Source organism: Variovorax sp. J2P1-31 (genome assembly GCF_030317215.1).
GTDB lineage: Bacteria > Pseudomonadota > Gammaproteobacteria > Burkholderiales > Burkholderiaceae_C > Variovorax.
Map to the genome: position 1 here is coordinate 265,201 of NZ_JASZYA010000001.1, position 24,020 is coordinate 289,220.

General features: G+C 64.8%; 21 protein-coding genes and 1 tRNA gene. 3 read left to right on the plus strand and 19 right to left on the minus strand.

Going from position 1 to position 24,020, the window contains the following annotated elements; translation table 11 throughout:
- Positions 1–22: 22 nt before the first annotated feature.
- Genes QTI20_RS01245 through QTI20_RS01255 form a run of 3 tightly spaced genes read left to right on the plus strand, consistent with a single transcriptional unit; the run spans position 23 to position 4,775 of the window.
- On the plus strand, positions 23–1,906 hold the full coding sequence (locus tag QTI20_RS01245) for a peptidase domain-containing ABC transporter (protein WP_503011374.1): 1,884 nt from the start codon (positions 23–25) through the stop codon (positions 1,904–1,906).
- Positions 1,903–3,240 carry an HlyD family type I secretion periplasmic adaptor subunit gene (locus QTI20_RS01250; RefSeq protein ID WP_286550700.1) on the plus strand — a complete coding sequence of 446 codons (1,338 nt, stop codon included), beginning with the start codon at positions 1,903–1,905 and terminating at the stop codon, positions 3,238–3,240. Before QTI20_RS01245 ends, QTI20_RS01250 begins: the two co-directional genes overlap by 4 nt.
- A gap of 8 nt (positions 3,241–3,248) precedes the next feature.
- Positions 3,249–4,775 carry a TolC family protein gene (locus QTI20_RS01255; RefSeq protein WP_286550699.1) on the plus strand — a complete coding sequence of 509 codons (1,527 nt, stop codon included), beginning with the start codon at positions 3,249–3,251 and terminating at the stop codon, positions 4,773–4,775.
- Between the two features lie 42 nt (positions 4,776–4,817).
- Here the strand turns inward: QTI20_RS01255 and QTI20_RS01260 are convergent, their stop codons facing one another.
- The 19 genes from QTI20_RS01260 to QTI20_RS01345 all read right to left on the minus strand — a co-directional run bounded on the left by QTI20_RS01260 (position 4,818) and on the right by QTI20_RS01345 (position 24,011).
- Positions 4,818–6,200, minus strand: coding sequence for a sigma 54-interacting transcriptional regulator (locus QTI20_RS01260; RefSeq protein WP_286550698.1), 1,383 nt, complete (start codon positions 6,198–6,200; stop codon positions 4,818–4,820).
- Positions 6,201–6,221: 21 nt separating this feature from the next.
- Positions 6,222–8,309 (minus strand): TadG family pilus assembly protein, encoded by a 2,088-nt coding sequence (locus QTI20_RS01265; protein WP_286574131.1) that lies wholly within the window; start codon positions 8,307–8,309, stop codon positions 6,222–6,224.
- A gap of 13 nt (positions 8,310–8,322) precedes the next feature.
- The gene (locus tag QTI20_RS30680) at positions 8,323–8,736 is read right to left on the minus strand and encodes a TadE/TadG family type IV pilus assembly protein (RefSeq protein ID WP_353621709.1); all 414 of its coding nucleotides are present in this window, start codon (positions 8,734–8,736) and stop codon (positions 8,323–8,325) included.
- Positions 8,733–9,143, minus strand: coding sequence for a TadE/TadG family type IV pilus assembly protein (locus QTI20_RS01270; RefSeq protein ID WP_286550696.1), 411 nt, complete (start codon positions 9,141–9,143; stop codon positions 8,733–8,735). Before QTI20_RS01270 ends, QTI20_RS30680 begins: the two co-directional genes overlap by 4 nt.
- 89 nt (positions 9,144–9,232) lie before the next feature.
- Positions 9,233–9,637 (minus strand): DUF3613 domain-containing protein, encoded by a 405-nt coding sequence (locus QTI20_RS01275; RefSeq protein ID WP_286550695.1) that lies wholly within the window; start codon positions 9,635–9,637, stop codon positions 9,233–9,235.
- The gene (locus tag QTI20_RS01280; RefSeq protein WP_286550694.1) at positions 9,634–10,620 is read right to left on the minus strand and encodes a tetratricopeptide repeat protein; all 987 of its coding nucleotides are present in this window, start codon (positions 10,618–10,620) and stop codon (positions 9,634–9,636) included. The genes QTI20_RS01275 and QTI20_RS01280 overlap by 4 nt, the downstream gene beginning before the upstream one ends.
- Complete coding sequence (locus QTI20_RS01285) at positions 10,617–11,597, minus strand: type II secretion system F family protein (RefSeq protein ID WP_286550693.1); 981 nt, start codon at positions 11,595–11,597, stop codon at positions 10,617–10,619. Before QTI20_RS01285 ends, QTI20_RS01280 begins: the two co-directional genes overlap by 4 nt.
- Entirely contained in the window at positions 11,594–12,577 is a 984-nt protein-coding gene (locus QTI20_RS01290; RefSeq protein WP_286550692.1) for a type II secretion system F family protein, read from the minus strand. Before QTI20_RS01290 ends, QTI20_RS01285 begins: the two co-directional genes overlap by 4 nt.
- Positions 12,564–13,874 carry a TadA family conjugal transfer-associated ATPase gene (locus QTI20_RS01295; protein WP_286550691.1) on the minus strand — a complete coding sequence of 437 codons (1,311 nt, stop codon included), beginning with the start codon at positions 13,872–13,874 and terminating at the stop codon, positions 12,564–12,566. The genes QTI20_RS01290 and QTI20_RS01295 overlap by 14 nt, the downstream gene beginning before the upstream one ends.
- A gap of 2 nt (positions 13,875–13,876) precedes the next feature.
- Complete coding sequence (locus tag QTI20_RS01300) at positions 13,877–15,169, minus strand: CpaE/TadZ family protein (RefSeq protein WP_286550690.1); 1,293 nt, start codon at positions 15,167–15,169, stop codon at positions 13,877–13,879.
- A 28-nt stretch (positions 15,170–15,197) separates the two neighbouring features.
- Positions 15,198–16,487 (minus strand): type II and III secretion system protein family protein, encoded by a 1,290-nt coding sequence (locus tag QTI20_RS01305; RefSeq protein ID WP_286550689.1) that lies wholly within the window; start codon positions 16,485–16,487, stop codon positions 15,198–15,200.
- Between the two features lie 50 nt (positions 16,488–16,537).
- On the minus strand, positions 16,538–17,539 hold the full coding sequence (gene cpaB / locus QTI20_RS01310; RefSeq protein WP_286550688.1) for a Flp pilus assembly protein CpaB: 1,002 nt from the start codon (positions 17,537–17,539) through the stop codon (positions 16,538–16,540).
- Positions 17,540–17,602: 63 nt separating this feature from the next.
- A complete protein-coding gene (locus QTI20_RS01315) occupies positions 17,603–18,109 on the minus strand; it encodes an A24 family peptidase (RefSeq protein ID WP_286550687.1) in 507 nt (168 codons plus the stop codon).
- 2 nt (positions 18,110–18,111) lie between these two features.
- Positions 18,112–18,303, minus strand: coding sequence for a Flp family type IVb pilin (locus QTI20_RS01320; RefSeq protein ID WP_286550686.1), 192 nt, complete (start codon positions 18,301–18,303; stop codon positions 18,112–18,114).
- 395 nt (positions 18,304–18,698) lie between these two features.
- Complete coding sequence (locus QTI20_RS01325; RefSeq protein WP_286550685.1) at positions 18,699–20,066, minus strand: L,D-transpeptidase family protein; 1,368 nt, start codon at positions 20,064–20,066, stop codon at positions 18,699–18,701.
- A 41-nt stretch (positions 20,067–20,107) separates the two neighbouring features.
- Positions 20,108–21,256 (minus strand): L,D-transpeptidase Cds6 family protein, encoded by a 1,149-nt coding sequence (locus QTI20_RS01330; RefSeq protein ID WP_286550684.1) that lies wholly within the window; start codon positions 21,254–21,256, stop codon positions 20,108–20,110.
- Positions 21,257–21,404: 148 nt separating this feature from the next.
- Positions 21,405–21,481: transfer RNA gene (locus tag QTI20_RS01335), tRNA-Pro, on the minus strand.
- Positions 21,482–21,547: 66 nt separating this feature from the next.
- On the minus strand, positions 21,548–22,252 hold the full coding sequence (locus tag QTI20_RS01340) for a glutathione binding-like protein (protein ID WP_286550683.1): 705 nt from the start codon (positions 22,250–22,252) through the stop codon (positions 21,548–21,550).
- Positions 22,253–22,328: 76 nt separating this feature from the next.
- The gene (locus tag QTI20_RS01345) at positions 22,329–24,011 is read right to left on the minus strand and encodes an FAD-dependent oxidoreductase (protein ID WP_286550682.1); all 1,683 of its coding nucleotides are present in this window, start codon (positions 24,009–24,011) and stop codon (positions 22,329–22,331) included.
- Between the last annotated feature and the right edge of the window lie 9 nt (positions 24,012–24,020).

Genomic DNA, 24,020 nt, shown 5'->3' on the forward strand with positions numbered 1-24,020 from the left:
CTTTCCTCAAAGGCTTTCCGACATGCTTAAGTTCCTATTGCCGAGACAACTCGTGGCCGACACGCCAACGGAGCCGGGCGGCAGCAGTTATGCCGGCGCGCTGCGGGAAGCCTTCGGTGCGGCCTATCCGCTGATCCGCACGGCGGCCTGGTGGTCCTTGCCGATCAGCCTGTTCGGCCTGCTGCCCTCGATCTTCCTGCTGCAGGTGTACGACCGCGTGATCTATCGCGGCGGCATGTCGACCTTGTGGGCCCTGGTCTGCGGCATCCTGTGTTTCCTGTGCATCGAGTTCTGGCTGCGCCATCAGCGCTCGCGCCTGCTGCGCGATGCCGGCGCGGTGATCGACCACCATGTGTCGGGCGCGATGCTCGGCTCGATGCTGCACCGCCCGCTGCGTGCACTCGAGCACCGGCCCGCCTCGGCCTGGTTCCAGTACTTCCGCGACGTGGGCGCGGTGCGCGGTACCGTCACCGGCGGCCTCGCGATGTCGGTGTTCGACCTGCCGATGGCGGTGTTCGCATTGATCGTGATCGGCATCGTGGCCTTGCCGGTGCTGCCGGTGGTGATCGCCTTCCTGGGCATCGTGTCTTTCCTCGCCTGGTGGTGGGCCGACGAGGTGCGTGCGGGCCGGGTCGAGGAAGTGCAGCGCGGGCGCAGCCTGGAGCGCATGACCTCCGAGATCTGCCAGGCCCGCGAGACGCTCAAGACGCAGGCCAACGACGCGCCCACGGTGCAGCTCTGGCGCGAGACCTACAACGCCTGGCTGGCCGAGAGCTTCCGCAAGAACGGCGAGATCGAGACCGCACGCGACGGCACCACGGTGCTGCTGACCATGTTCTCGGTGGTCGTGATCACCGTCGGCGCGATCTCGGTGATGTCGCAGATGATGACCGTGGGCGGCCTGATCGCGGCCAACATGCTGGCCATCAAGGCGCTGCAGCCGGTGGCCGGCCTGGCCTCGAGTTGGCGCTCGCTGGCCGCGGCCTCGGAGGCCGCCAAGCGCCTCGAGACCGTGCTGGCCGAGCCGGTCGAGCGCGAGCCCTCGGGCGTGGCGCTGCCGCAGCCCGCGGGCCGCATCGTGCTCAAGGACGTGTCCTTTGCCTTCGCCGAAGGCGCGCGGCCGGTGCTCGAGCACCTGGACCTGGAGATGGGCCCGGGCGGGCTGCACGTGATCGTCGGCAAGAACGGCGCCGGCAAGTCCACGCTGCTGAAGCTGGTCGCGGGCCTCTACGAACCCACGCGCGGCAGCGTCAGCCTCGGCGAGTACGACGTCTCGCAGTTCGCGCGCGCCGAACTCGCGCAGTGGATCAGCTACCTGCCGCAGGAGGTCTACTGGTTCGGCGGCGAGCTGATGGACACCTTGCGCCGCGCCGCGCCCGGCCAGAGCGACGAGCAGATCCTCACTGCCTGCCGCGTGGCCGGCGTGCACGAATTCATCTCGCGCCAGCCGGCCGGCTACCGCACGGTGGTGGGCGAGGGCGGCACCGGCCTGTCGGTGGGCGAGCGACGCAAGCTCGCGCTGGCGCTGAGCTTCCTGCGCAACCCGTCGGTGCTGATCCTCGACGAGCCCAGCAACGACCTCGACATCCAGAGCGAACTCGCGCTGCTGGCCACGCTGCAGGCCGTGGCCAAGACGCGCACGGTGGTGGTCGTGACCCATTCGCTGCGCATGGTGTCGGCCGCCTCGCAGGTCTACCACGTGAGCGGCGACGGCGGCGTCGAGCAGGGCTCGGCCGCCGACATGGTGCCCAAGCTCTTCGGCGTGCGAAAGCTGGTGGCCGTGGCGCCCGTTCCCAAGCCGGCGGAGGCCGATTCGACAGGCCAGGCGGGCGCATCGCCCGCAGCCGATGCCGCGGCGCAGGCCGCGGTCAACCTCGCGGCATTGGCCGCAGGAGCAGAGCGATGAGTGCAGCAGACAACCCCCAGGCCGACCTGCCCAGCGTGCTGCGCGACCAGGCCTTCGTGGCGTCGGCCGCCACCGCGCGCGGCGGCACCGGCCGCCGCCAGTGGCTCATCGGCGGCGCCATCGCCCTGCTGGCCGTGGTGGCCCTGTGCTTTCCCATGGAGACGGTGGTGGTCTCGCCGGGCCGCGTGATCCCGTCGGACCGCGTCAAGTCGATCCAGCATCTGGAAGGCGGCATCGTCAGCGCGGTCTATGTGAAGGAAGGCGAGACGGTGCGCCAGGGCCAGTCGCTGGTCGAGATCGACCTGGGCGGCAGCGGGCTCAATTTGGAAGAACTCACGGCACGCCATGCCTCGACCCTGGGCGCGCGCGTGCGCCTGATCGCCGAGAGCCGCGGGCTGCCGCTCACGCGCAAGTCCTTCGACGAGGGCATCGACGAGGCGGTGTACCTCGGCGAGATGGGCGCCTTCGATGCGCGTTCGATGGAGCAGCGCGGCGTGATGGCCGGCGCGGTGTCCGCGATGGAACAGGCCCGCAGCCGGCAGATGGAGCAGCAGGCCAAGATCTACGGCCTGCAGGAGCGCCTGGCGCTGATGCAGAAGGAGCAGGAGATCTCCGAGCAGTTGCTGGCCGAGAAACTGATCGGACAGGTCGAGGTGCTGGAGAAGCGCCGCCAGACCGAGACCGTGCGCGCCGACCTGGCAGTCGCGCGCCAGATGGCGGTGTCGGCCGCGGCGGCCATCACCGAGGCCCAGGCCAAGATGGCCGAGGCCGAAGGCCGCTACCGGCGCCGTGCCTCCGATGAACTGGCCACGGTCGAGCGGCAGTTCGCGAGCCTGACCGAAGACCTGGCGCGTGCGAAGACGCAGCGCTCGCGCACCACCGTCAAGGCGCCCTCCGACGGCATCGTCAAGGGCCTGCGCAACCCCGGCCCGGGCTGGGTCGTGAAACCCGGCGAAGCCATCATGGAAGTGGTGCCCGACCAGGACCTGATCATGGTCGAGGCCAAGCTCAGCCCCAACGACCGCGGTTTCGTTGAAGCCGGCCAGGCCGCGCGCGTGAAGATCACGGCCTACGACTTCCTGCGCTACGGCTCGGTCAACGGCCGCGTGATGCTGGTGGCCGCCGATGCCGACAAGGACCCGGCGAGCGCCTCGGCCGCGCCGTACTACCGGCTGCTGGTGAGCACCGACAAGAGCCACGTGGGGCGGCCCGAGAACCGCATCACGGCCGGCATGGAGGCCGAGGTCGACCTGATCGTCGGCAGCGATCCCTTCATCTGGTACATGCTGCGCCCGGTGCTCAAGCTCAAGCGCGAAGCGTTCCGCGAACCATGAGGCGGCCCATGTCATTCCCGCGCACCGCCGTGGCCTTCTGCGTCGCCACGCTGGGCTGGCTGCAGGCCGCGCCCGTGGCCGCCGCGGCCGAGCCCGCGCCACTGGCCGTCGCGCGCCGGCTCGCGCCGCCCGACACCCAGGCGATCGGGCAGGGCGCCCGCATCAAGGCCGCGCTGGTGCAGCTGGCGCGCGAACATCCCGACGTGCAGTCGGCGCAGGCCGCCGCCGACACCAGCAGCTTCGAGATCGATGCGGCCCGCAGCGCGCGCTACCCGCGCCTCAAGGTCGGCACCGCCTCGGGCAGCTACGACAGCGGCGTGCAGGGCACCGGCTCGCGCGCCTACCAGCTGGTCACGGCCGACCTGCGCATGAGCCTGCTCGACGGCGGCGCGATGAGCGCGCGCGTGCGCGCCGCCGAATTCGGCAGCGAGGCCGGCGCCGAAGCCGTCAAGTCGACCTCGCAGAAGGTGGTGCTGGATGCGCTGACCGCCTACCTGCAGGTGCAGCGCTTCGACCTCAAGAAGCAGATCGCGCGCAAGTCCACCGAGGTGCTGGACGAACTCGCGCGCGCCGAGCGCCGTCGCATCGAACTGGGCGCGGCCGGCGAGAACGACCTGCGCATGGCCACCTCGCGCCGCGCCGGCATCGCGGCGCGCGAGATGGACTTCGAGGCGCAGCGCGGCGAGGCCCTGGCCAAGTTCGCGACCTTCTTCCGCTTCACGCCCGACACCGCCCACCTGCCCGTGATCGCCGTGCCCCTGCAATGGCAGCCAGCCTCCGAGGCCGAAGCCCTGCTGCAGGCCGAAGACCGCAGCTCGGAACTGGCCGAGGCGCGCGGCCGCGTGCAGCGCGCGCAGGCCACGGTCGAGCAGTACGAGGCCAGTGCCTGGCCGACGGTCGATGCGGTGCTGGTGAAGACCAAGGACCCGCGCGGCGTGTCGCCCTCGGAGCCCACGCGCGCGGCGCTGGAGCTGAACTGGAACTTCGGCAACGGCTTCGACCGCCAGGTGCGCGTCAAGGCCGCCATCGCCGAGGTCGCCAACCAGGAGGCCAGGCTCGAGAGTGCGCGGCAGAACCTGGTCGAACTCACCGCGTCGTCATGGGCCCGCACGGCAGCGGGCCGCGAGCGCGAACAGCAGCTGCGCGCCGCGGTCACCGATTCGGGACTGGCCTTCCAGGGCCGGCGCCGGCTGCTGGCCTTCGGCCGCGAGACGCTGCCCAACGTGCTCGATGCACAGGTCGAGTACTACACGCTGCTGCTGGACTACGTCGACGCGGTGTTCGACCTGCGCGTGACCGAGCTGCGCCTGCAGCGCACCGCGGGCCGGCTGTTCGTGGCGCCCGACAGCGACAACCTCTGGATCGACAGCCTGATCGCGGGCGCGCCGCGCCCGGTGCTGACGGAAGACAGCCTGCTGGCCGCGCCCTGCATCGCACGCGTGCGCTGCGAGCCGACGGCGGTGCCGGCCGTGGCCGTCGGGTCGCCCGTGGCCGGCCTGGCCTTGCGCCGCAGCGCGCGGCTCGGAAGCCTCTGAGGCAAGGAGGGCGCGTGCGCTTCGGCGCGCCGCTCGCTCAACTCAATGCTCCTCGGGGATCTCCGGCTCGCCGTCCATGATCTGGTATTTGCGCATCTTTTCCCAGAGCACCTTGCGGCTGATGCCCAGCTGCTGGGCCGAGTCCTGGCGCTTCCATTCGTTGGCCTCGAGCGCGGCGATGATGCGGTTGCGCTCGCCGCTGTTCCAGCCCTTGCGGTCGACCGTGTTGGGCGCCGCGGTCGCCGGCACGCCGTCGGGCGTGATGCGCATCAGCGCCACCGCGCGCTCGATCAGCACCCGGTCCCAGACGCCGAACTGCCGCACGATCACACCCACGCGTTCGGCCAGGTTGCGCAGCTGCCGCACGTTGCCCGGGAAGTAGGTGTTGGAGACCGCATCGGTCAGCCAGTAGGGCAGGCTCTCCAGCAGCGCCTCGCCCTCGAGCACCTCGGACAGGATGGCCTTGAAGATCGCGATCTTGTCGACCACGCCGCGCTCTTCGAGGTTGGGGATGTGCAGTTCGATCACCGCCAGGCGATAGAACAGGTCGGCACGGAAGTCGCCGCTCGCGACCATCTCGCGCAGGTCGCGGTTGGTCGCCGCCACCAGCCGGAAGTCGAGCCGCACCGGCGTGGTCGAGCCCAGCCGCGTGACCGCGTTGTCCTCGAGCACGCGCAGCAGCTTGACCTGCTGGTAGCGCGGCAGGTCGCCGATCTCGTCGAGGAACAGCGTGCCGCCCGAAGCCTGTTCGAAAAAACCGCGGTGCGCATGCACGGCCCCGGTGAACGAGCCCTTGGCATGGCCGAAGAACAGCGACTCGAACAGCCCGTCGGGAATCGCACCGCAGTTCACCGGCACGAAGGCGCCGGTGCTGTAGGTCGGATGACCCAGGTGCAGCAGCTCGGCGATGCGCTCCTTGCCCACACCCGTCTCGCCGCGCACCAGCACGTTGTGCTTGCAGTCGGCAAAGGCCTTCACCTCGTTCAGCAGCGAGCGCATGGATTCCGAATGCGCGATCAGCGTGTTGGTTTTTTCAGGCTGCACCGAGCGCGCGCGCAGCTGGCGCACCAGCTTCGCCACCAGCGTGCGCAGTTCGGCGCCGGTGAAGTCGTAGGGCAGCACATAGAGGTAGTCGGGCGGATAGCTGCGCGCATCGCGCTCGCGCGAGGCCGCGGCCACCCAGATCACGGGCATGCCCTGCAGCAGCTCGGTGGTTACCGGCATGCCGCCGCCGTCGATCACCGACACACTGATCACCGCCAGCGCCGCGCGCGAAGACGAACGGTCCTGCGGCATCGGAATGCCATCGGCACGCACCACGCCGACGTCGAAGCTGGCCATGCAGCGCTCGATGCGCTCGACGATGTCGGCCTTGCCTTCCCAGACGTAGAGGTCTAGTTCGTCGAAGTTGAGGGTGGGGGTCATCAGCAGAACGCGATCTATATGTCAATAAACGATTTCTGCTCCGCGATTGCACGAAAGGCGAGCGCCGATTTGAGTGGTCGCAAGGTCAATGCCTGCAACGCGGAGTAGCTCTTTGACGAGGGGGTCCAGTAGGGGAGACAACGCTGTTTTAAGGAGATCGCTCAAGGAGGAAATGAGATTGCTGATAAGTTGAATGCTCCCAGTCAAAAGTGCGCCCAGTGCTCCACCCGCGTCACTTTGGTAAGGAGATATCTTTACCCCGCCAATAGCACTCCCCAAACTACCGACAACGTCCGTTACATTGATGGATTGATATGAAGGATCCGGGGCGGTACCGCTATACGGAGCCGCGTCAATCTCCGGTAAATTTTCTGGCAAAGGCGAGCTGTAGGTAAGCTTTGGTGAGCTTGATGAGCCAGAGACATCCAAGTCAACAGAAAGGCCGAAGCCAGCGATAAGGGTTTTTTTTGCGTCCGACGGAAAACTTCCGACAGGTAAAGATGCTGGATACGCGACAAATTGACCAGCTTCATTTTTATATTGCTTTCCGAAGCAGATAAGGCTCAAAAGGCAACTGGTGTAGCGTTGTTCCGAGTATCCAATTTTAACCAGTGGAATAGGTTCTACTGAAATCGGGTCTGAGGAGAATGCATTTTTTATCTTTCCTATTCTTATCGCGGCTAGGCTGGTTTTTCCTTGCACGACCAGCGACTTGGATTCCGCCGCGCATGTATGGTTCGTAACATACGCACTGCCTGCGCTTCCCTCAATACCGATATCGATCCCAGCGTCTGGAAGAACGGTCGTATAGATAACCTTGGATGCATCGCAAGGAGCGCAGACAACAAGTCCCACCAGTTCCGTAAGAATCTTCCCGAGATTAAGCGAGGTCACGGTATTCAAAAAATTCACTAGGGGTGATAAAGCGTCAAGCAGTACTTTGACAAGATTGTTGACCAACCCGGTGACTGCTTTTAACTCTAATGTATGTAGTGTTCGAACTTGTGCTGTTCGCACAAAAATACGTTGTGGGTCCGATGTTCCCAACATTGGGTTGACTAGATTCGGATTTCCGATTCCTGAAAGTTGAGGTTTTTCAATGACTTTTATTTTTGATGTAAAATTCCCAAGCCCAAGCAGGGAAAGGTTCAAATCAGCAGCTAAAGCACTTTCTCCATTTGCTAGCTGAATAGCCCCTTGAGCCAGCCCGAATGCTTGCAGATCCACTGCCAAGGCGGAGAATGGCGTCCCACTGGCGACGCCTAGTAGATCGCCCACTCTGATGTCCAGGTTCTTGATTTCCGCCGCCAGACTGAGTTCATTTAGCGCCGCTTTTGCATCGACAAGGCTGCCATTTATTTTAATGACGGTTGCGCCAACCTTGAGAAGTTTTGCAAGTGATACTCTGCTGTTGAGTATGCTCTCGTAGTTTCCCGCGTTTGCGTCGAGTGCAATCAAGTAGTCCAGTATGTTGATGTTGGCATCGAGCAAACCGTTCCAGCCCACGGCTCCAATCTTCACAGCTCCACCAAGAAGTGCGCTGGTTACAAGATTTAGTAGTGCGGCCCTATCGTCATTGATGTTTATTAGTGTGCTGCGAATACTCAATGCAGCCTGCGGATGCTTCATGGATGCGATGGCTTCGACAACAATGGTGCGTCCGCTGTTGCCAGGCATATTAGGAAAAAGGAGTGCAGGTGTTTTTTGCAGATAGACGCGAACTGCGTTGAAGGGTTTCATTCCGGAGATAAAGTGACGCCCGGTGGCATCGCTTGCCGTTGGGCTCCATTGGCCGCAAGAGATTTCGGTATCTTCGAGGGAGAAAGCACTCGAAAGATTGCGCGTAGGATCTTTTTTGTCGGTGCCGTTGGCATTGCGTTTGGCCGCATCGATAGCGGCGCCGCAGGAGTTAGGATCGATTTTCTGTGCGCCTGCGAGCGCAGCAAGGTCAGCCGCTTTTTGCAGGTCTCTTTTCATCCAAGAGAGATAGCCCAATTCACTGCCAATTAGCAGGATCACTAGAAGACTGATGGCAATCGCGGCATTGACAACGACTGAGCCACCTTGTCTATTGGGCGATGATTTTCTATTTCTATGAAATAAGGGCATCATTGGTGCTGCGTTAAAGCGATGGCTTGGTCACTGTGGCATGCGCCCGAAGGGTGTCAGGTATCATCCAGTTCGCAGTGAAGGGGAGGCGGGGGAGAAGTGCATTGGCCGAGTACGGATACGTAATTGTCACTATCACCGGGTTCGTGTTCATCGGCGAAGTTACCTGTAAACCAGGTGAGTCCTTCCAAGGAGCACTCATTGATTCGAGAACGGTGGCCCGTACTTGGCCCTCTGTGACGTTGTTGAACTGCACTACAACACGGGCGCCGTCCTCCGCCGCGCGGGTGAGCATGTGTTGCGTGTAGAGCACCATGCCGAATGTCGAAATTCCGTACAGAAATAAGATGAGCGCTGTGAATATCAGTGCGAATTCAATAGCGGCAATTCCCTGCTGCTGATGTATTTTGATCCTGATCCGCTTCATAGTGATCTGCCATCAATAAGCAAGCTTGCCTGACTTGTCAGAGTGTCTGGGATGGCGAAGGATGGGAACGGCGGCAGTACCTTGTTTAGCCCGCTGGCAGTCACTTTCACGACGATGCGACATCGCTTATCAGGGGTCATGCCGCACGTGCTCCCACTGCTGTAGACCACATCTGCGGCTACCTTTGCAGTTACTGGTAGCCAACGCTCTGTCTGTGCAAGTGCGACAGCTTTGGCCTTATTCTGTCGTGCCTCAAGATTCACTTGGTAACGCAATGCCGCGCGTGCGCCGTCCTCTGCCGCATTTTGCAATCCAAATCGAAAAGTGAGAAGAATTCCATAGCAGATGATTGCGTATATGAACGTGAAGAAGATCAGAAATACGAAAGCGAATTCGATCGCGTACACCCCGTTCTGTTTGTGTCTCGTAGATAGACGGACATGAGGGGCAAGAGGGCGCGTCATAACATTCAGTCGCAGGCTTAACGCCAATGCTCTTATCGGCCACCACCAGAGCTGCTGCCCGACTTTTGCACCGCTGCGCCGAACTTTTCCGGAATCGGAAACTTGAAGCTGTCGAGGTAACGCTTGTAGCTGAGGCTTGCGATCTCGCCCGTCAGCGGACGCGGCGTTGTGGAGGCCGAAATGCCATTGCGTTGTAGGGCCAGAAGATTGTGGGTGGCGTCACCAACCTGCAGTTGTCTGCCCGGCAGCGGGGGCGCTTGGATCTGTTCAAGCGATGCGACCGTGGTGACCATGTCGATCGATGCGGCGGGGACACCTGGTGCGATCGAAGCGCCGTCCTGTTGTGCCGATGCACGCAAGGGAATGTATGCCGTCACGGCCGTGATCAACAAAAAGGCGGCACTTGCGCAGGCACGCGTTGAGGATGGACAGGTCATGGTTGCGCTCCGGTCGTTGGCACGGGTTGAAGGATCTCGGCGGCATCCGCCGTGGTCATGGTGGTAGTCTCGGGCTGCGCAGGCGTATTTGCTTGGGGACGGACCATCACATGGATGCGTCGAGGCCAAGAGGCCGTCTTGAGCAGGAGAGGTTGTCGGCTTTCCTCCGGTGCGACTACCGTCCGTGCTACTGGCGTAACCGTTGTCACAATGGGGAGCGTATTGGCCGATGCTGCGGGCGCGGCAGTCGCTCCCGCGCTGGCGGCGACCGAATAGGACGCCAGTAGGTCGCGTGCAGCTTCCTGTATTGCGGCGCGCGTTGCGGCAGGCATCTTGCTGTCTTCCATCAGTGCCTGAGCTTGCGCTGCTTGGCCGCTGGCTTGCAGGTACAAGGCTGCGTTTGCATGTACCTGCGGATTCTCAGGCGCAAGCTGGAGCGCTTGCATCAGCGGCACGCGAGCTTGCGCTAGGCGCCCTGCTCGCATCTGCGCGTAGCCCAAATCACTCAAGAGTCCGCCGTCTGTCGGTGCGCGTCGCTGAGCCTGCTCGAGCATGCGCACAGCCCGAAGATAGTCGGCCTCGCCACCTGCGATTAGGCCGAGCCCGCGGTATCCGGCAGCTTCGATTGGCGTGCCCAGGAGCTTTTCGTAGAGCTTTCGGCTTTCCTCTACTTGGTCAGTCTGACGAAGCGCATCTGCGCGCATCCTGGTTGAGTCGGGCGACGAACCCCAGCGCTGTTCGAGCGCATCGATGTGTGCGAGTGAAGCAAACCACAGTCCGTCGCGTTGCATCCGCTCGACCAATTTGAGGTAGGTGCCTACGCTGTCGGTGATGGCACCGGTACTCGCATCGGACATGGCGTTAGCTTCGGCCCGTTCATGCTGCTCGGCTGCGCCGGGGTAGTTGCTCTTGGTTCCCGCGCAACCGGCGAGAGCGAGCAAGGCGAGCACAGCGAACCAATGGGTGAGTGCGAACGATTTCATTTTCCCATTGCTCCCAGAGAACGAAAGATGGCGAGAAAACCTGGACCGGCAGTGACAATGACCAAAGCAGGCAAGAGCGTCATCACCATTACGCCGGTCATCTTCACGGTGATCTTTCCTATGCGTTCCTTCAGCTCCATGCGTCGGTGCTCTCGCAGCCGGTCGCTGTACTTCTGAAGCGGCTCCTGTACTGCGCCGCCGTGGCGGTCGACCTGAACCAGCAGTGCAACCAATCCGGCCAGGTTCTCGTTGTCATAGAGCACGGCCAGCCGCTGCAGAGAGTGCTCGCGAGTGCGGCCTTGGCTGTACTGGCGGTTAGCGATCTGAAGTTCTTCGGCCAGGATGCGAAGCACATGTCCGAAGTCGGTCGCCATGACCTGCAGGCTTTGATCCAGGCTCAGACCTACACCTTGCAGCAACCGCAACAAGTCAACGAAGAGCGGTAGTTCGTTTGCGACGCGGTCGCGCCGTCCGGCGGCGTAGTAGCCAAGTACCCATTTGGGGAGCAAAAAACCGACTACGAAGGCGAAAGCCATCGTCAAACCGCGGTGTTGAGAAAGGACTCCTATGCTCTTCAGGATTAGCCAGGTCAGCAGCGGCAGCAGCAGTGCCAGAGCGACGCGAACAACGAGGAAGACGAGTTGTGCGCGCACCGATGGGAAGCCGCATTGGTCGATGAGTCGCCGGTCTTCGTCGGCTACTAGCATGCGGCCGAGCCGCGTGTGCAGCCAGTGGGTCGGTAGATCATCGTCCTTCCGGCCTTGCGCGACAGTTTCAAAGTCAACATCGTCGCCAGAATTGCGGCCTGCTGCTGAGGTCTGAGGTTCGACGGTGCTGCGGCGAATCGCGCGGCCGATGGCGTCACCACTGCGAGCGCGGCGGACCTCTCGGGCGATCAGCAAGCCTGCTGCCAGGGCGAGTCCCAATGCCAGAAAGGCAAGACTGAACGTCGTCAGTTGCGCGGGAGAGAGATTCATGCGATCCGCGCCAGTCGATAGAGCAGTAGTACGCCGAAGATCTGTAGTCCGAACGCACCGAAGATCATGATTTGGCCTGTGGAATCGTTCCACATTTGGGTGAAGTACGATCCATTGAGCATGATGATCATCGAGCCCACCACGACCGGCAGAAGGCCTAGGACCCAAGCGGAGAGCCGCGTTTCTGAGGACATCGCTACCAGCTCATGCTGTGCCTGCTCACGATCACGCATGAAGTTCGCGACACGCTCGAGCAAGACGTCGGCGCGACCACCGTAGCGCACGCCCAGGCCAAGGATCGAGGCCAGCAGGTACATCTCTTCAATGCGCACCTGTCGGGCCATCTGGTGCAATGCCTGGTCGAGTTCCATACCGGCGCGCATCAGGCCGGTAGCACCTTCGAGGTAGCCTCGCAACGGAGCTTTGGTAGTGTCCACAGCCAGTTGGAAAGCCGCCTGGGTTGAATTGCCAACGGTGATCAGGCGCACCATGGCGTCGATGAAACCCGGCAACTGTGCGGCGAGCGTCTTGCGGAACTTCTGCAGGCGCAGCCAGAGACCGAAAGATCCGATCCCCAGGAGCAGTATCAGTGCGCCGCTGGCTGCAATACCGCCCGCGAATGCAAAGATGAGCGCACAGGTCACCAGAATGGCCGCCAAGCCTGCGGCCAGACCCTGTGGTGTGGCGACGTTTTCCAACCAACCGGGCAGCACGATGGCATTCAGGCCGGTCTTGCGCGCAACCGGTGCCGTACCGGTCATGAGCCATGGGTCGGTCATGGCATTCGCCGGGGCGGCGGCGCGGCGAACGTCGAACGCCGGCTCGTCGCCCGCAGTGCGTTTGTGAACCTGTTCGCCGACATGCCGGTCCGCCAGCATGCGTCCTTGCCGGCGGCCAGCCCAGTGCCACAGCATCAACGCCGCAGCCGCGAGCAGCAGCGCCAGGATCGCGGGAATCAGGAAGGCCTCAGGCACGTCCATCTCCCGCGCGCTGCATGCTTTGGCGGAAGCGCGTCACCTTGGCCGAATGCGGCGCGATGCCCAGCGAGATCCAGCGGTCACGCTCCTGACCATCGGGACCCATGGCGGGCTCGTAGCGGTAGAGCTCCTGCATCGCCACCACGCTGTCGTTGACACCGGTGATCTCCGAAATCGACAGGATCCGGCGCTGCCCGCCCGAGAGCCGGCCGATCTGCACGATGAAGTCGACGGCATTCGCGATCTGCCGACGCAGGCTGGTTTCGCTGCCCTGGTAGCCCGCGAAGCCTGCCAGCATCTCGAGGCGGTAAAGGCATTCGCGCGGCGAACTCGCGTGGATGGTGCCCATCGAGCCGTCATGGCCGGTGTTCATGGCCTGGAGCATCTCGATGACTTCGGCACCCCGCACTTCACCCACGATGATCCGGTCGGGCCGCATGCGCAGGCTGTTGCGCAACAGGTCTCGGATCGAGACCAGACCCGCGCCGTCGAAGCCACCGGGCCGGCTTTCCAGCCGCACCACATGCGCGTGGCCCAGCGAGAGTTCGGCCGTGTCCTCGATGGTCACGACGCGTTCGGTCTCGGGCACGAAGGTGGCAAGCGCGTTCAGCAACGAGGTCTTGCCCGAGCTCGTGCCGCCGCTCACCAGCACGTTGCAGCGCGCCTTGACCGCGATCTCCAGCAGCTGCGCCATGCCGGCGTCGAAGGTGCCCAGCTGCACTAGGTCGGCAGGCGTGAGCGGGTCCTTGCGGAACTTGCGGATCGACACCGACATGCCGTCGATGGCCAGCGGTTCGATGACCGCGTTGATGCGACCGCCATCGGGCAGGCGCGCATCGACCATGGGGTTGGCCTCGTCGAGCCGGCGCCCGAGCGGCGCCAGGATGCGACGCACGATGCGCAGCACATGCTCTTCGTCGGAGAAGCGGATCGTCTCGCGCACCAGCTTGCCGTGCCGAGAGACATAGACCTGCTTGTGGCCGTTGATCAGGATGTCTTCCACCGCCGGATCGTTGAGCAGGTCTTCCAGCGGGCCGAAGCCCGCCAGTTCCTTGGTCAACGCATCGGCGATGAGCTGCATCTCGCGGTCGTTGATCGGCACGCGCTGCAGTCGCACGAAGCTGTCGAGCTCCAGCTCGACGAACTGCTGGATCGACGCGCGCGACCAGCGGCCGAACTCTGCCCCCAGCTCCTCGATGCGGCTCAGCAGGTGGTCGTGCGTCCAGCCCTTGATGTCCTGGAACTGCTGCGAGCCCAGGAACGCCTCGTTGTCGTCGGCAAACTCGATATCGGTAGACATGCTCAGTGCTCTCTTGGACTTTTCCATTTGCCGGCGAGTTGCGTCATGAACGCATTCCAGGGCGATCGCGTGGGCGGCGGAGCCGTGACATCACCGTATTCGCGGTGCAGCGCGTTCACCATGCCGAGCACGGCCTGCACATAGGGATCGTTGCGCGCCACGCGCGCGAGCATTTCGCCGCGGCTGGCCGCCGACAGCAGCGCGGTGCGCCGCATGGGCAGCACGTGTGCCAGCGGCAGGCGCAGCCGCGCCGCGATGTCGCGCGCCGACAGCCCCACGCCGGGGTCGATCTTGTTGATCACGAGCGAGAGCCGTTGAAGCTCGATGCCGCGGGCCTGCAGGTCGCGCAGCAGGTTGGCGGTGGAGACGATGGCGCCGATGCTCTGGTCGCACACCACCCAGGTCTTGTCGGCTTCCTGCACGGTCTGGGCGATGAAGTCGATGGTGGAGAAGCCACCCAGGTCGGCGATCTGGAAGTCGAAGTGCTCGCTGAGTCGCTTGATCAACGCCACCGAGTCGGCGTGCGAGATCTCGCGCACCTGCGCCAGGCTCGAGGGCAAGGGCAGCACGGCGGTGCCGCCGGTGTGGTGGGCCAGCGCGGTCTGCAGCAGGGTCTGGTCGAGCCGACGCAGGTTGTGCACGCCGTCGACGAAACTGAAGCTGCTCTGCGTGTCCAGATACAGCAGCCCGTCGCGCGCGGGAAGGCCCAGGTCGAGCAGCGCGACGCCGCGCCGGCCGTCCGAAGCGGCCTCGGTCGACGTCGACGTGCGGTTGGCCGCAGCCTGGTTGAACTGGTCCTGGAGCAGCAGTGCGAGATGGGTGGCCAGCGTGGTCACGCCGAGGCCGGCACGTGCGCCGAGCAGCGCGATCGTGTGGCCACGCTTCTGTTCACGGTGGACCGCGCGCCGTTCGAGCAACGCGCGCAGCGTGGGCAGCACGTCCTGCGCCGGTGCGGCCATGTCGATGAAGTCATCGACGCCCGCACGCAGCGCCGCCAGCATGGTCGTGGGCTCGCTGGCGGAGCCTGTGCCCAGCACCGGCAAGGCCGGCCAGTCGCGCTTCAAGTGCTGGTGGATCTCGATGGCGGCGGCATGGTCCTGCGAGAAGTCGAGGAACACGGCGCGCGGGCTGATGGTGGCGATCTGCGCATCCAGCGTGTCGATGCTGGGCGTGACCGGCATCACCGTACCGCCGCGCTGCAGCGCATGCAGCAGCCAGGTGATGTTCGTTCCGCTGTTCGAGGCGAACAGGTAGCTGTCCATGCCGACGTCGGGAGCGCGGAAGGGGGCGTTCATGGGGAGCCTGGGCGGTATCCGGTGTTGCTCAGCGAGAAAAGCCGGGCAGGGCCGAGCGCGACGCGGGGTCGAGGAACATGGTGCGCCAGACCGGGCCGTTGCGTTGTTCCGAACTGCCGGGCAGCTGCTCCGACAAGTCGGTGCCGCGTGCGATCGGTTTGACCAAGCGTGGCGTGACCATGATGACGAGCTCCTTCTCGTTCATCTGGTACTTGCTCTGGCGAAAGACGGTTCCCAGCACGGGAATGTCGCCGAGCCAGGGCACCTTGTCGACCTTGGAAGTCGTATTGCGGCTGACCAGTCCGCCGATGATGAAGCTCTCGCCGTCACCCAATTCCACCGTTGTGTCGGCGCGTCGCGTGGAAATGGCCGGCACCGGAACACCGTTGAGATTCACTTGGTTGGAATAGTCGATGTCACTGACCTCAGGCGCCACCTTGAGCACGATACGATCGTTCGAGAGGACGGTCGGCGTGACCGTCAGGCCAATGCCGAAAGGCTTGTACTCGATCGTGGTTGAGCCCAGGCCTTGCGGCACCGGAATGGGCAGTTCCCCACCCGAGAGAAAACTGGCGCTTTGCCCCGAGGTGGTCACCAGTGTGGGTTCGGCGAGCACACGTGCGAGGCCATTGCCTTCCAGCAAGCTCAGCGTCAGCGTCATGCCGCGGCCTTTGTTCGCATTGCCAAAGCCCAGCGCCAGGTTGAACGCATCCGTCAACACGCTGGCGGGTGTGTTGCTGAAGCTGAAGCCATGGCTGTTGGGGCCGTAGGAAGAGAGATTGATGCCGACCTCTTTCAACATGCTCTTGTTGAACTCCACCACCTTCACGTCGACCTGGACGGTGTGGCTGCGCACGTCGACGACCGAACGATCCGATAGGACTGCCTTGTCGGCGTGTGAGGCTGTGAACTCGTCACGGGCCTGCTGTTGCGCTGGGACGCTGTCGAGCGTTCCTTCCAATATGGCGATACGGCGCTGCACTTCGATCGCATAGGTTGTGGCGCTGTTGCTGCCCTTCTCCCACACCATCAGCGTGGTGCGGCCGGCGGCCTTGCCGTTGATGAGCAGGCGTGCGGCAGTGCTGCCAGCGGTCTTGCGCGTCACGAGTACCGTGGCGACCCCCTCATCTGCGATGGCGATGCGTTCAACCCCTTTCTCCATGAGGAGTTCCTGGTGGGTGCCGGCAACCAGCGTGAGTGGCCGGGTAGCGTCGGCTGCGAACAGCGAGGGCGAGGCGGTAACCGCGCCGAGGCTCAGGGCGAGTAGGGTGGTTTGAAGGAGGGCGTGGCGTGTCGCACGAGGCGGCTGGTCGAACATGATTTCTCCGTCTCGGATAAGGGCGGCCTGAGGCGTGCAGGAATAGGCCATCAATAGCTCAGCGTTTCGCGCTTGTCGCCACGGATGAATTCGACGTCGGCGCCGCGTGACAAACGAGCCGCCTGCGCCGATGGCGTTACGCGGGACGCGCTCGATGGCTCGTTGCGCACAGCGAGGGCGCTGCGGACCGAGGCTTGCGGGCCACCATTTGCTAGGTCAACTGTCGTCAATCCCGCCTGAGCCCGGTCGATACTTTCCAGGGGCCCGCGTGGAGGTGCGCCTGCCTTGAGAGGTTGAGGCCGCAGTGCTGTCGGCAACTCGGCGAACAGCGTTGGGTCAGGCTCGCTTCGATCGGTGGGGTTACGCAATGCAAGCATCAAGCGGCCGCTGGCTTCGCCCAGCGTCAGCCGATTGACCTCCGCCACTGGCACGGCGAGCACGGCCGTGCGTGCGGGCTCGTTGCGCTGGGATTGCGCCCCGGACTTGTCAGCCATCTGCGACGGCGAACCGTCCACTGATGCACTGCCGAAAGCCAGCACACGCATTCGCGAAAGCAGCAGTCGCGCTTGCGAACGGTCGACGTCTTTGCCGTCGGACTTGAGAATGAAGAACACGTCGACGAAGTCGCCGGGTCGAATCCTGTTGCCCACGCCTATCATCTCGTCGGCTTTGACGGCCAATGCACGTTCGCCTGGCACCACGTGCAGCGCGAGGCCCGTCACCAACTGATTCTCGAGCACCGGAGTGCCTTCACCCAGATCGGACACGGGTATCCCCCCGGCGGCTTTCTCCACTTCTTGGAACGCTCCGGCAGGATTGATTGGCAAACGTTCCACGCGCAGCGACTCGGCCTTGATGGGTTCGCCCGCCGGCACAGCTCGGGTCGTTACCACGACCGGAAAAAGTGCTCTTTGTTCCTTTGCTGCCATAGCTGCAGCCGTGACCGCTGGCGGCGGCGGGACTGGCTGGCGGCTCAACATCCAGGCATATATGCCCAGCGCGAGCGCCACAAGCACCAGCATGGCGGCAATGATTTTGGTGAGGTGGATCATGGGGCGGAAGGGGAGGTGGAATGACTGCCGAGAAATCGATCGTCTGTGCAGTGCGCCGTCGCGCTAGAAGGTGGCGTGATTGCGCCAAACCAGCCAACCCACGGACGCAATTGCAAGGTATGCCGCAAACGGAATATGGCGTTGGCGCCTTCGCATCTCTGTATCGTCATGCTGGAGTGAGAGTTCGCCCGAGAAAGCTTTGGTGAGCCGTGGGAAGTAGGGCCAGCGTTTCAGAAACATCCACAGAAGCGCATGTCCTCCAGCTAGCAAGCTAGCGCCGATCCATATTGGCAAGAGCGGTTGCAGTCCGACCCAAAGTCCGAGTGCTCCAGCGAACTTCACGTCACCTGCGCCCATGAGCCCGGCAACGTAGAACACCAGCAGGAACGTGAAGCCCGCGCAAGCTCCTGCAACGGCGTCAAACCCTTCGATGGAGAACGGCTGTGAAGCCGAAACCAGAGCAATGCTGCCTAGCACTGCTCCGATCAGAACCAACCAGTTGGGTACACGCCGATTGCGGAGGTCTTGGTCAGTGACCAGAAGCAGCCAGAGCAACCATGCGTAGAGCATTTTTAGGCGGGAGCGACGGGGCCCTTTACTGCGATCCCAATGTTCTTGAAGATCGTATCCAGCGCGCCGCGGACTTCGCCGGTAGGGCCAAAAAGTGCAATCAAGGCAACCGCCATCAGCCCAGCAATGATTCCGTATTCAATTGCCGTCGCACCTTCTTCATCGCGCAGAAACTTCATAATTGCGTTGGACATGGTTTTTCCTTCAGTAAATGGAAGATGTATTCGAAAAAATTACCGCGATCCACGGTGACTTCATCGTAATTGAATGTAAGTGGGCAGTTCAATTAGCCTGTAAGTTCACATTCGGTAACAAACGTCAAATTCGTCACCTTTTGTGATGTTTCCTGACAAGAACGCAACGGGCGTGCCGATGTCACCCACGCCTTCGAACACGTGCGGAAAATAAAAAAGCCGTTGAAAATCAACGGCTTGTACAAGAGATGGAAGGTCGCGTAGCGGGTGTGGGAGTGGGCGTTACGGCGTTGTTACGGTGACACCTTCGGAACACGCAACACCCGAATGAGACGGCGGCAGGGTTATTCGGGTCATTGCGGCCCGCGAGCCCGAATCAAATGAATACCAAGGTATTACGAGCCGGAGACTTCTTCCTGAAGAATTCGCCATTCGACGCCTTGGCGGATCCAGTATTGCCTGCGCTGGCGGCCTGTCCGCTGCCCTGCAGCCACCTCGCCGAATGAGCTGACCATGGTGTTGTCTTCACCGTTCCAGCGCAAATAGGAGACGTCCTTGAGCAGCAAGTGCTGCCCATTGGCGGCGCGGATGTCCTCGGTAATTCCCTGGGCGGAATCAATGGTCTTCTTGTTGCCGATGCGCCGGAAATCCGGGGCATGGAATTTCTGCAGGCGCGCGGTGTCGCCCTGGGCACGGGCGTCGAGCCACTGGGCCAGCGTCTTGTCGAAGGCCTGCTTGTCGCCCTGCAGCTGCGCGGGTGCGGTCCACTGCAGGTTCTGCGCGACCACCACCGGCGTGGCGCCGATCTGGGCGCGCCGGATCAGCTCCTGAAGGTCGTTGTTCGCGAGCACCACGCAGCCGTCGGTCGACAGCGGTGCCCGGGCGTACTGCGTGCGCGGGGTGCCGTGCAGCCAGATGCCGCTGCCGGTGCGCCCGCGGCGCACGTCATAGGGGTTGGGGTAGTTGATGGGCAGGGCACCGATGCCGTAGAAGTCGCGCAGGGTCTTCGGATCGAGGTTGCTGGTGACGTGGTAGATGCCCAGCGGCGTGCGTGCATCGCCTTCGGCCTGCTTGCCGATGCCGGACTTGCCGACCGATATGTAGTAGTCGGCCTTGAGCTGCAGGCCTTGCGGGCCGTTCTCCAGCAGGTACAGGCGCGAACGCGAGGTGTCGACCGCGATCGCGTGGCGGATGCTGGGCGCGAGCTCGACGAAGGCCGAGGGCACGGTGCCGGCCGGGGGCCGCTCCCGCAGCGCCTGCAGGCGGCGGCGCGACTCGTCCGCGAGTTCGCCCAGGGCCTGGGGGTCGGCGTCGGGCCGCATCTGCGAGGGCCGGCGCGCGGGCGGCAGCCGGGCGGCGAGCAGGTCGCCGTAGACCAGCTGCGCCAACTGGAAGTTGGGTTGGTCCGCCACCAGCTTCTGCGCCGCGGCCAGTGCTTCGCGGCTCTGGCCGCGGCCGAAGAGCCGGTAGACCTCGATCAACCGGGCTTCCGCGCCGGCGGCCGGGCGCATGGGCAAAACGGTGGGTGCGGGGCGGGCGGGGCGATCGGCGCGTGCCGTCGGTTTGGCGGCGGGCGCCGGAGGGGTCTTGCCGCGCTTGGCTTGCGCCTTCGCCGGCGTCTTGGCTTCGGCCTGTGGCTTGGACTTGGCGCGGTGCGGCGGCGTCTGTGCCGGCGTGGCCAGGGCCGGCAGGGCCGTGGCCAATGCCAGCAGCAGCGCGATGCCGAGCCGGTGGCGCGGGCCCTGCGGCCCGGCACTCGTCATCCCCGGACCCGCGGGCGGCCGGCCACTTCCTGCAGCAGCGTTCACCGGCCGGCGGTTTCCTTGCGGATGCGCCATTGCTTGTCGCGCAGCACCAGCTCGAGGGTCTTGCGGCTGTTCACGTTGAGCGAATCGGCGCGGTAGGCCTGGCGGAACTTGGCCGTGGCGGTGTTGCCTTCGACCTCGATCTCGAGGTTGCGCACGTCGACGCTGATCGCAGTCTTGCCCACGATGCGCGCGCGGCGTTCCTCTTCCCAGGCCTTGCGGGTCTGGTTGCCGGGCGGCGCGAAGCTGCTGTCGTAGGCGGACAGGTAGTCGTCCATGTCCTGCGCGGCCCAGGCCGAGGCCCAACGATGCACCGCGGCGCCGACGGCGGCATTGGCTGTCGACGTGGCGGCCGGTGCTGCAGGTGCAGCGGCCGGCTTGGGCGGCGCCACCGGTGCGGCGGCGACGGGCGGCGCAGCGGGAGGCGGTGCCACCGGCGCCGGTGGCGCAGCAGGCGCGGGAGCCGGTGCCGGCGGGGCGGCCTTGGCCGGCGCGGGGGCCGGCGCGGGGCTGGCTGCAGCGACCACGGCCGCGGGCGGCTTCGCCGGCACGGCGGGCTTGGCGGATGCCGGTGCCGCGAACAGCGTGCGGATCACGGCCAGCTTGGTCGGCACGACGCTGTTGCCCTGGTCGAGCTGCATCGCCTTGCTGTAGGCCTCGGTGGCGCGCCGGGCGTAGAGGTCGCCCAGGTTCTCCTGCGCCGTGGCATAGCTGGGGTTGGTGCGGATCGCGCTTTCCAGCGTGGCCTGCGCCTTGTCGAACTGCCCCTGCGCGGCGTAGAGCACGGCCAGGTTGTTGTAGGGCTCGGGCAGCTCGGGCGAATCCTGCGTGAGCTGGGTGAAGATCGCGATGGCTTCGGGGCGCTTGCCGGCATCGATCTGGATCACGCCCTTGAGGAAGCGCATCTGCGGATCGCGTGGATTGCCGGCCAGGTAGCGGTCGGCCTTGGCCGTGGCTTCGTCGAGCTTGCCGGCCTGGGTGAGCCGGTCGACCTCGTCGTGCTCGGCCGCGGCATGTGCGACCGAGAGGCCACCGAGCGCGAGCACGGCCGACAGCAGTGCAGCGGCCGCGGTCGACCCGGCACGGGGACGGAAGGAGGGTTGCGATGCCGCGTGGCGGGCTGCTGCATTTCCGAGCACGTTCTTCATACCTGATCGATCTGATGGATTCACGGATGCGAGCGGTTCCGGTGGGGCCGGCGCAGGAAGTCCCGGGCCCTGGCCACCGGAGCAACGCTCCCCTTCAGAAGCAGAAAGCCCGCAGGGCATGGACCGCTGCGGGCATTCACTTTTCTCTTGGTCGGGGCGAAAGGATTCGAACCTTCGACCCTCTGGTCCCAAACCAGATGCGCTACCAGGCTGCGCTACGCCCCGACAAGCCTGCGATTCTAGCCCGCCGCGATGGCGTTTCCGGGCAGGCATGCCTTAAATACTTTCCGGTCAGCGCTTGGCGTACTGGCTTTTGCCGAAAAGGATGTCGCGCGCCTTGTCGTCGGTGATGGGCTTGCGCCGATCGGCCAGCACCTTCACGCCGCGCTGCACCGCGGGCCGCGCGGCGATGCCTTCGAACCAGGCCTGCAGGTGCGGGAAGTCGGTCAGCACGATGCCCTGGTTCTCCCAGCTGCGCAGCCACGGGAAGATCGCGATGTCGGCGATCGAATAGTCCGGGCCCGCGATGAAGGCGCTCTGCGCCAGCTGCCTGTCGATCACGCCGTAGAGGCGCCGGGCCTCGTTGGTGTAGCGCTCGATGGCGTAGGGCAGCTTCTCCGGCGCGTACAGCCGGAAGTGATGGGCCTGGCCCAGCATCGGGCCGACGCCGCCCATCTGGAACATCAGCCACTGCAGCACGTCGAAGCGGCCGCGGTCGGTGGCGGGCATGAAGCGGCCGGTCTTGCCGGCCAGGTAGACCAGGATGGCGCCCGATTCGAAGAGCGAGATCGGCTGGCCGTCCGGTCCCTGCGGATCGACGATGGCCGGGATCTTGTTGTTGGGGCTGATCGCGAGAAAGTCCGGTCCGAACTGGTCGCCCTTGCCGATGTCGATGGCATGCGCCACGTAGGGGAGGCCGCACTCCTCCAGCATGATGTGGACCTTGTGGCCGTTGGGCGTGGCCCAGGTGTAGACGTCGATCGGGGCTTGGGGCATGGCGGTCGTTTCAGGCGATGAACAGAGGAGGGCGCCAGCATATAGGCGCGCCGGATTTCCTGCAGCGCGCCCGGCTTCAGGCGCTGCGTTCGCTGGCCGCCAGGTGCTGGTGGATCTGTGCCACCACCGCCGCCCCTTCGCCGATCGCGCCACCCACGCGCTTGACCGAGCCCGAGCGCACGTCGCCCACCGCGAACACGCCTGGCACGCTCGATTCGAGCGGCGCCGCGGGCCGCGCGGGAAAGCCGCCGCTGGCGGCCGGCCCCGTCAGCACGAAGCCGCTGCGGTCGACCGCCACCTGGCAACCCGCGAGCCAGCCGGTCTCGGGCTCGGCGCCGACGAACAGGAAGATGTTGCGCGCCGGGCAGTCGTATTCCTCGGCCGATCCGCGGCGGCGCCAGCTCGCGCCTTCGAGTCCGGTGGCAGGATCGCCGCGCAGGCTCACCAGCTCGGTGTGCGGATGCAGCTCGATGTTCGGCGTGGCCTCGATGCGGTCGATCAGGTAGCGCGACATGCTGGCGGCGAGCGAGGGCCCGCGCACCAGCACGTTGACCTTGGCCGCGTGCTGCGACAGGAACACCGCCGCCTGACCGGCCGAGTTGCCGCCGCCCACCAGCGCGACCTCCTGTTGCGCGCAGGTGCGGGCCTCGAGCGCCGAGGCCCAGTACCAGATGCCGCGGCCCTCGAACTCGGCCAGCCGCGGCACGCCGGGGCGGCGGTAGCGCGCGCCGCTGGCGATCACCACGGTGCGCGCGCGCAGCCGGCGGCCGTCCGCCAGGTGCACCGCCATCTCGCCCGCGGCCGCGCGGCTGCAGTCGAGCGAGGCGACTTCCGAGGGGATCATCATCTCGACGCCGAACTTCTGCGCCTGCACATAGGCCCGCCCGGCCAGCGCGCCGCCCGAGATGCCGGTGGGAAAGCCCAGGTAGTTCTCGATGCGCGCGCTCGCGCCGGCCTGGCCGCCGTAGGAGCGGCAGTCGAGCACCACCACCCGCAGCCCTTCGGAGGCGGCATAGACCGCGGTCGCGAGCCCGGCCGGCCCGGCGCCGACCACGATCACGTCGAACAGGTCGTCGTGGATGGCGCTGTCGACCATGCCCAGGCAGCGCGCCAGGGCCAGCTCGCTCGGGTTCATCAGCACCGAGCCGTTGGGGCAGGCGACCAGCAGCGTGGCCTCGCCGTACTGGGCGAGCATCGCGGCCGCGTCGGCGTCGCGGGTCGAGTCGACCACCTGGAAGGGGTGGCCGTTGCGGCTCAGGAAGTTCTGCAGCCGCCGCACGTCGGCGGTGTCGGGCGGGCCGATCAGCACCGGGCCGCTGGCACCGGATTCGATCAGCGCCACGCGGCGCAGGATCAGCGCGCGCACCAGCCGCTCGCCCAGGTCGGCCTCGGCCACGATCAGCGCGCGCAACTGCTCGGGCGGAATCAGCAGCGCCTCCACCGCGGTCTCGGCATGCCCGTCGACCAGCGAAGGCTTGCCAGAGAGCTGCGCGATCTCGGCCATGAACTGGCCCGGCCCCTGCCGGCCGATGGGCACCACATGGCCCAGACCGTCACGCTGGGTGATGGCGACCGTGCCCGCCAGCAGCACGAACATGCCGAGGCCGGGCTCGCCGGCCCTGAACATGCACTCGCCCTGCGCATAGGTGCGCAGGCTGCCGAAGCGCTGCATGCGCCGGATGTCCTGTTCACCGAGCACCGGAAACATCTGGTGGCGCCGGGTTTCGACCTCGACCTCGATCCGTCCTTCGTCGGCCATGGGCGACTC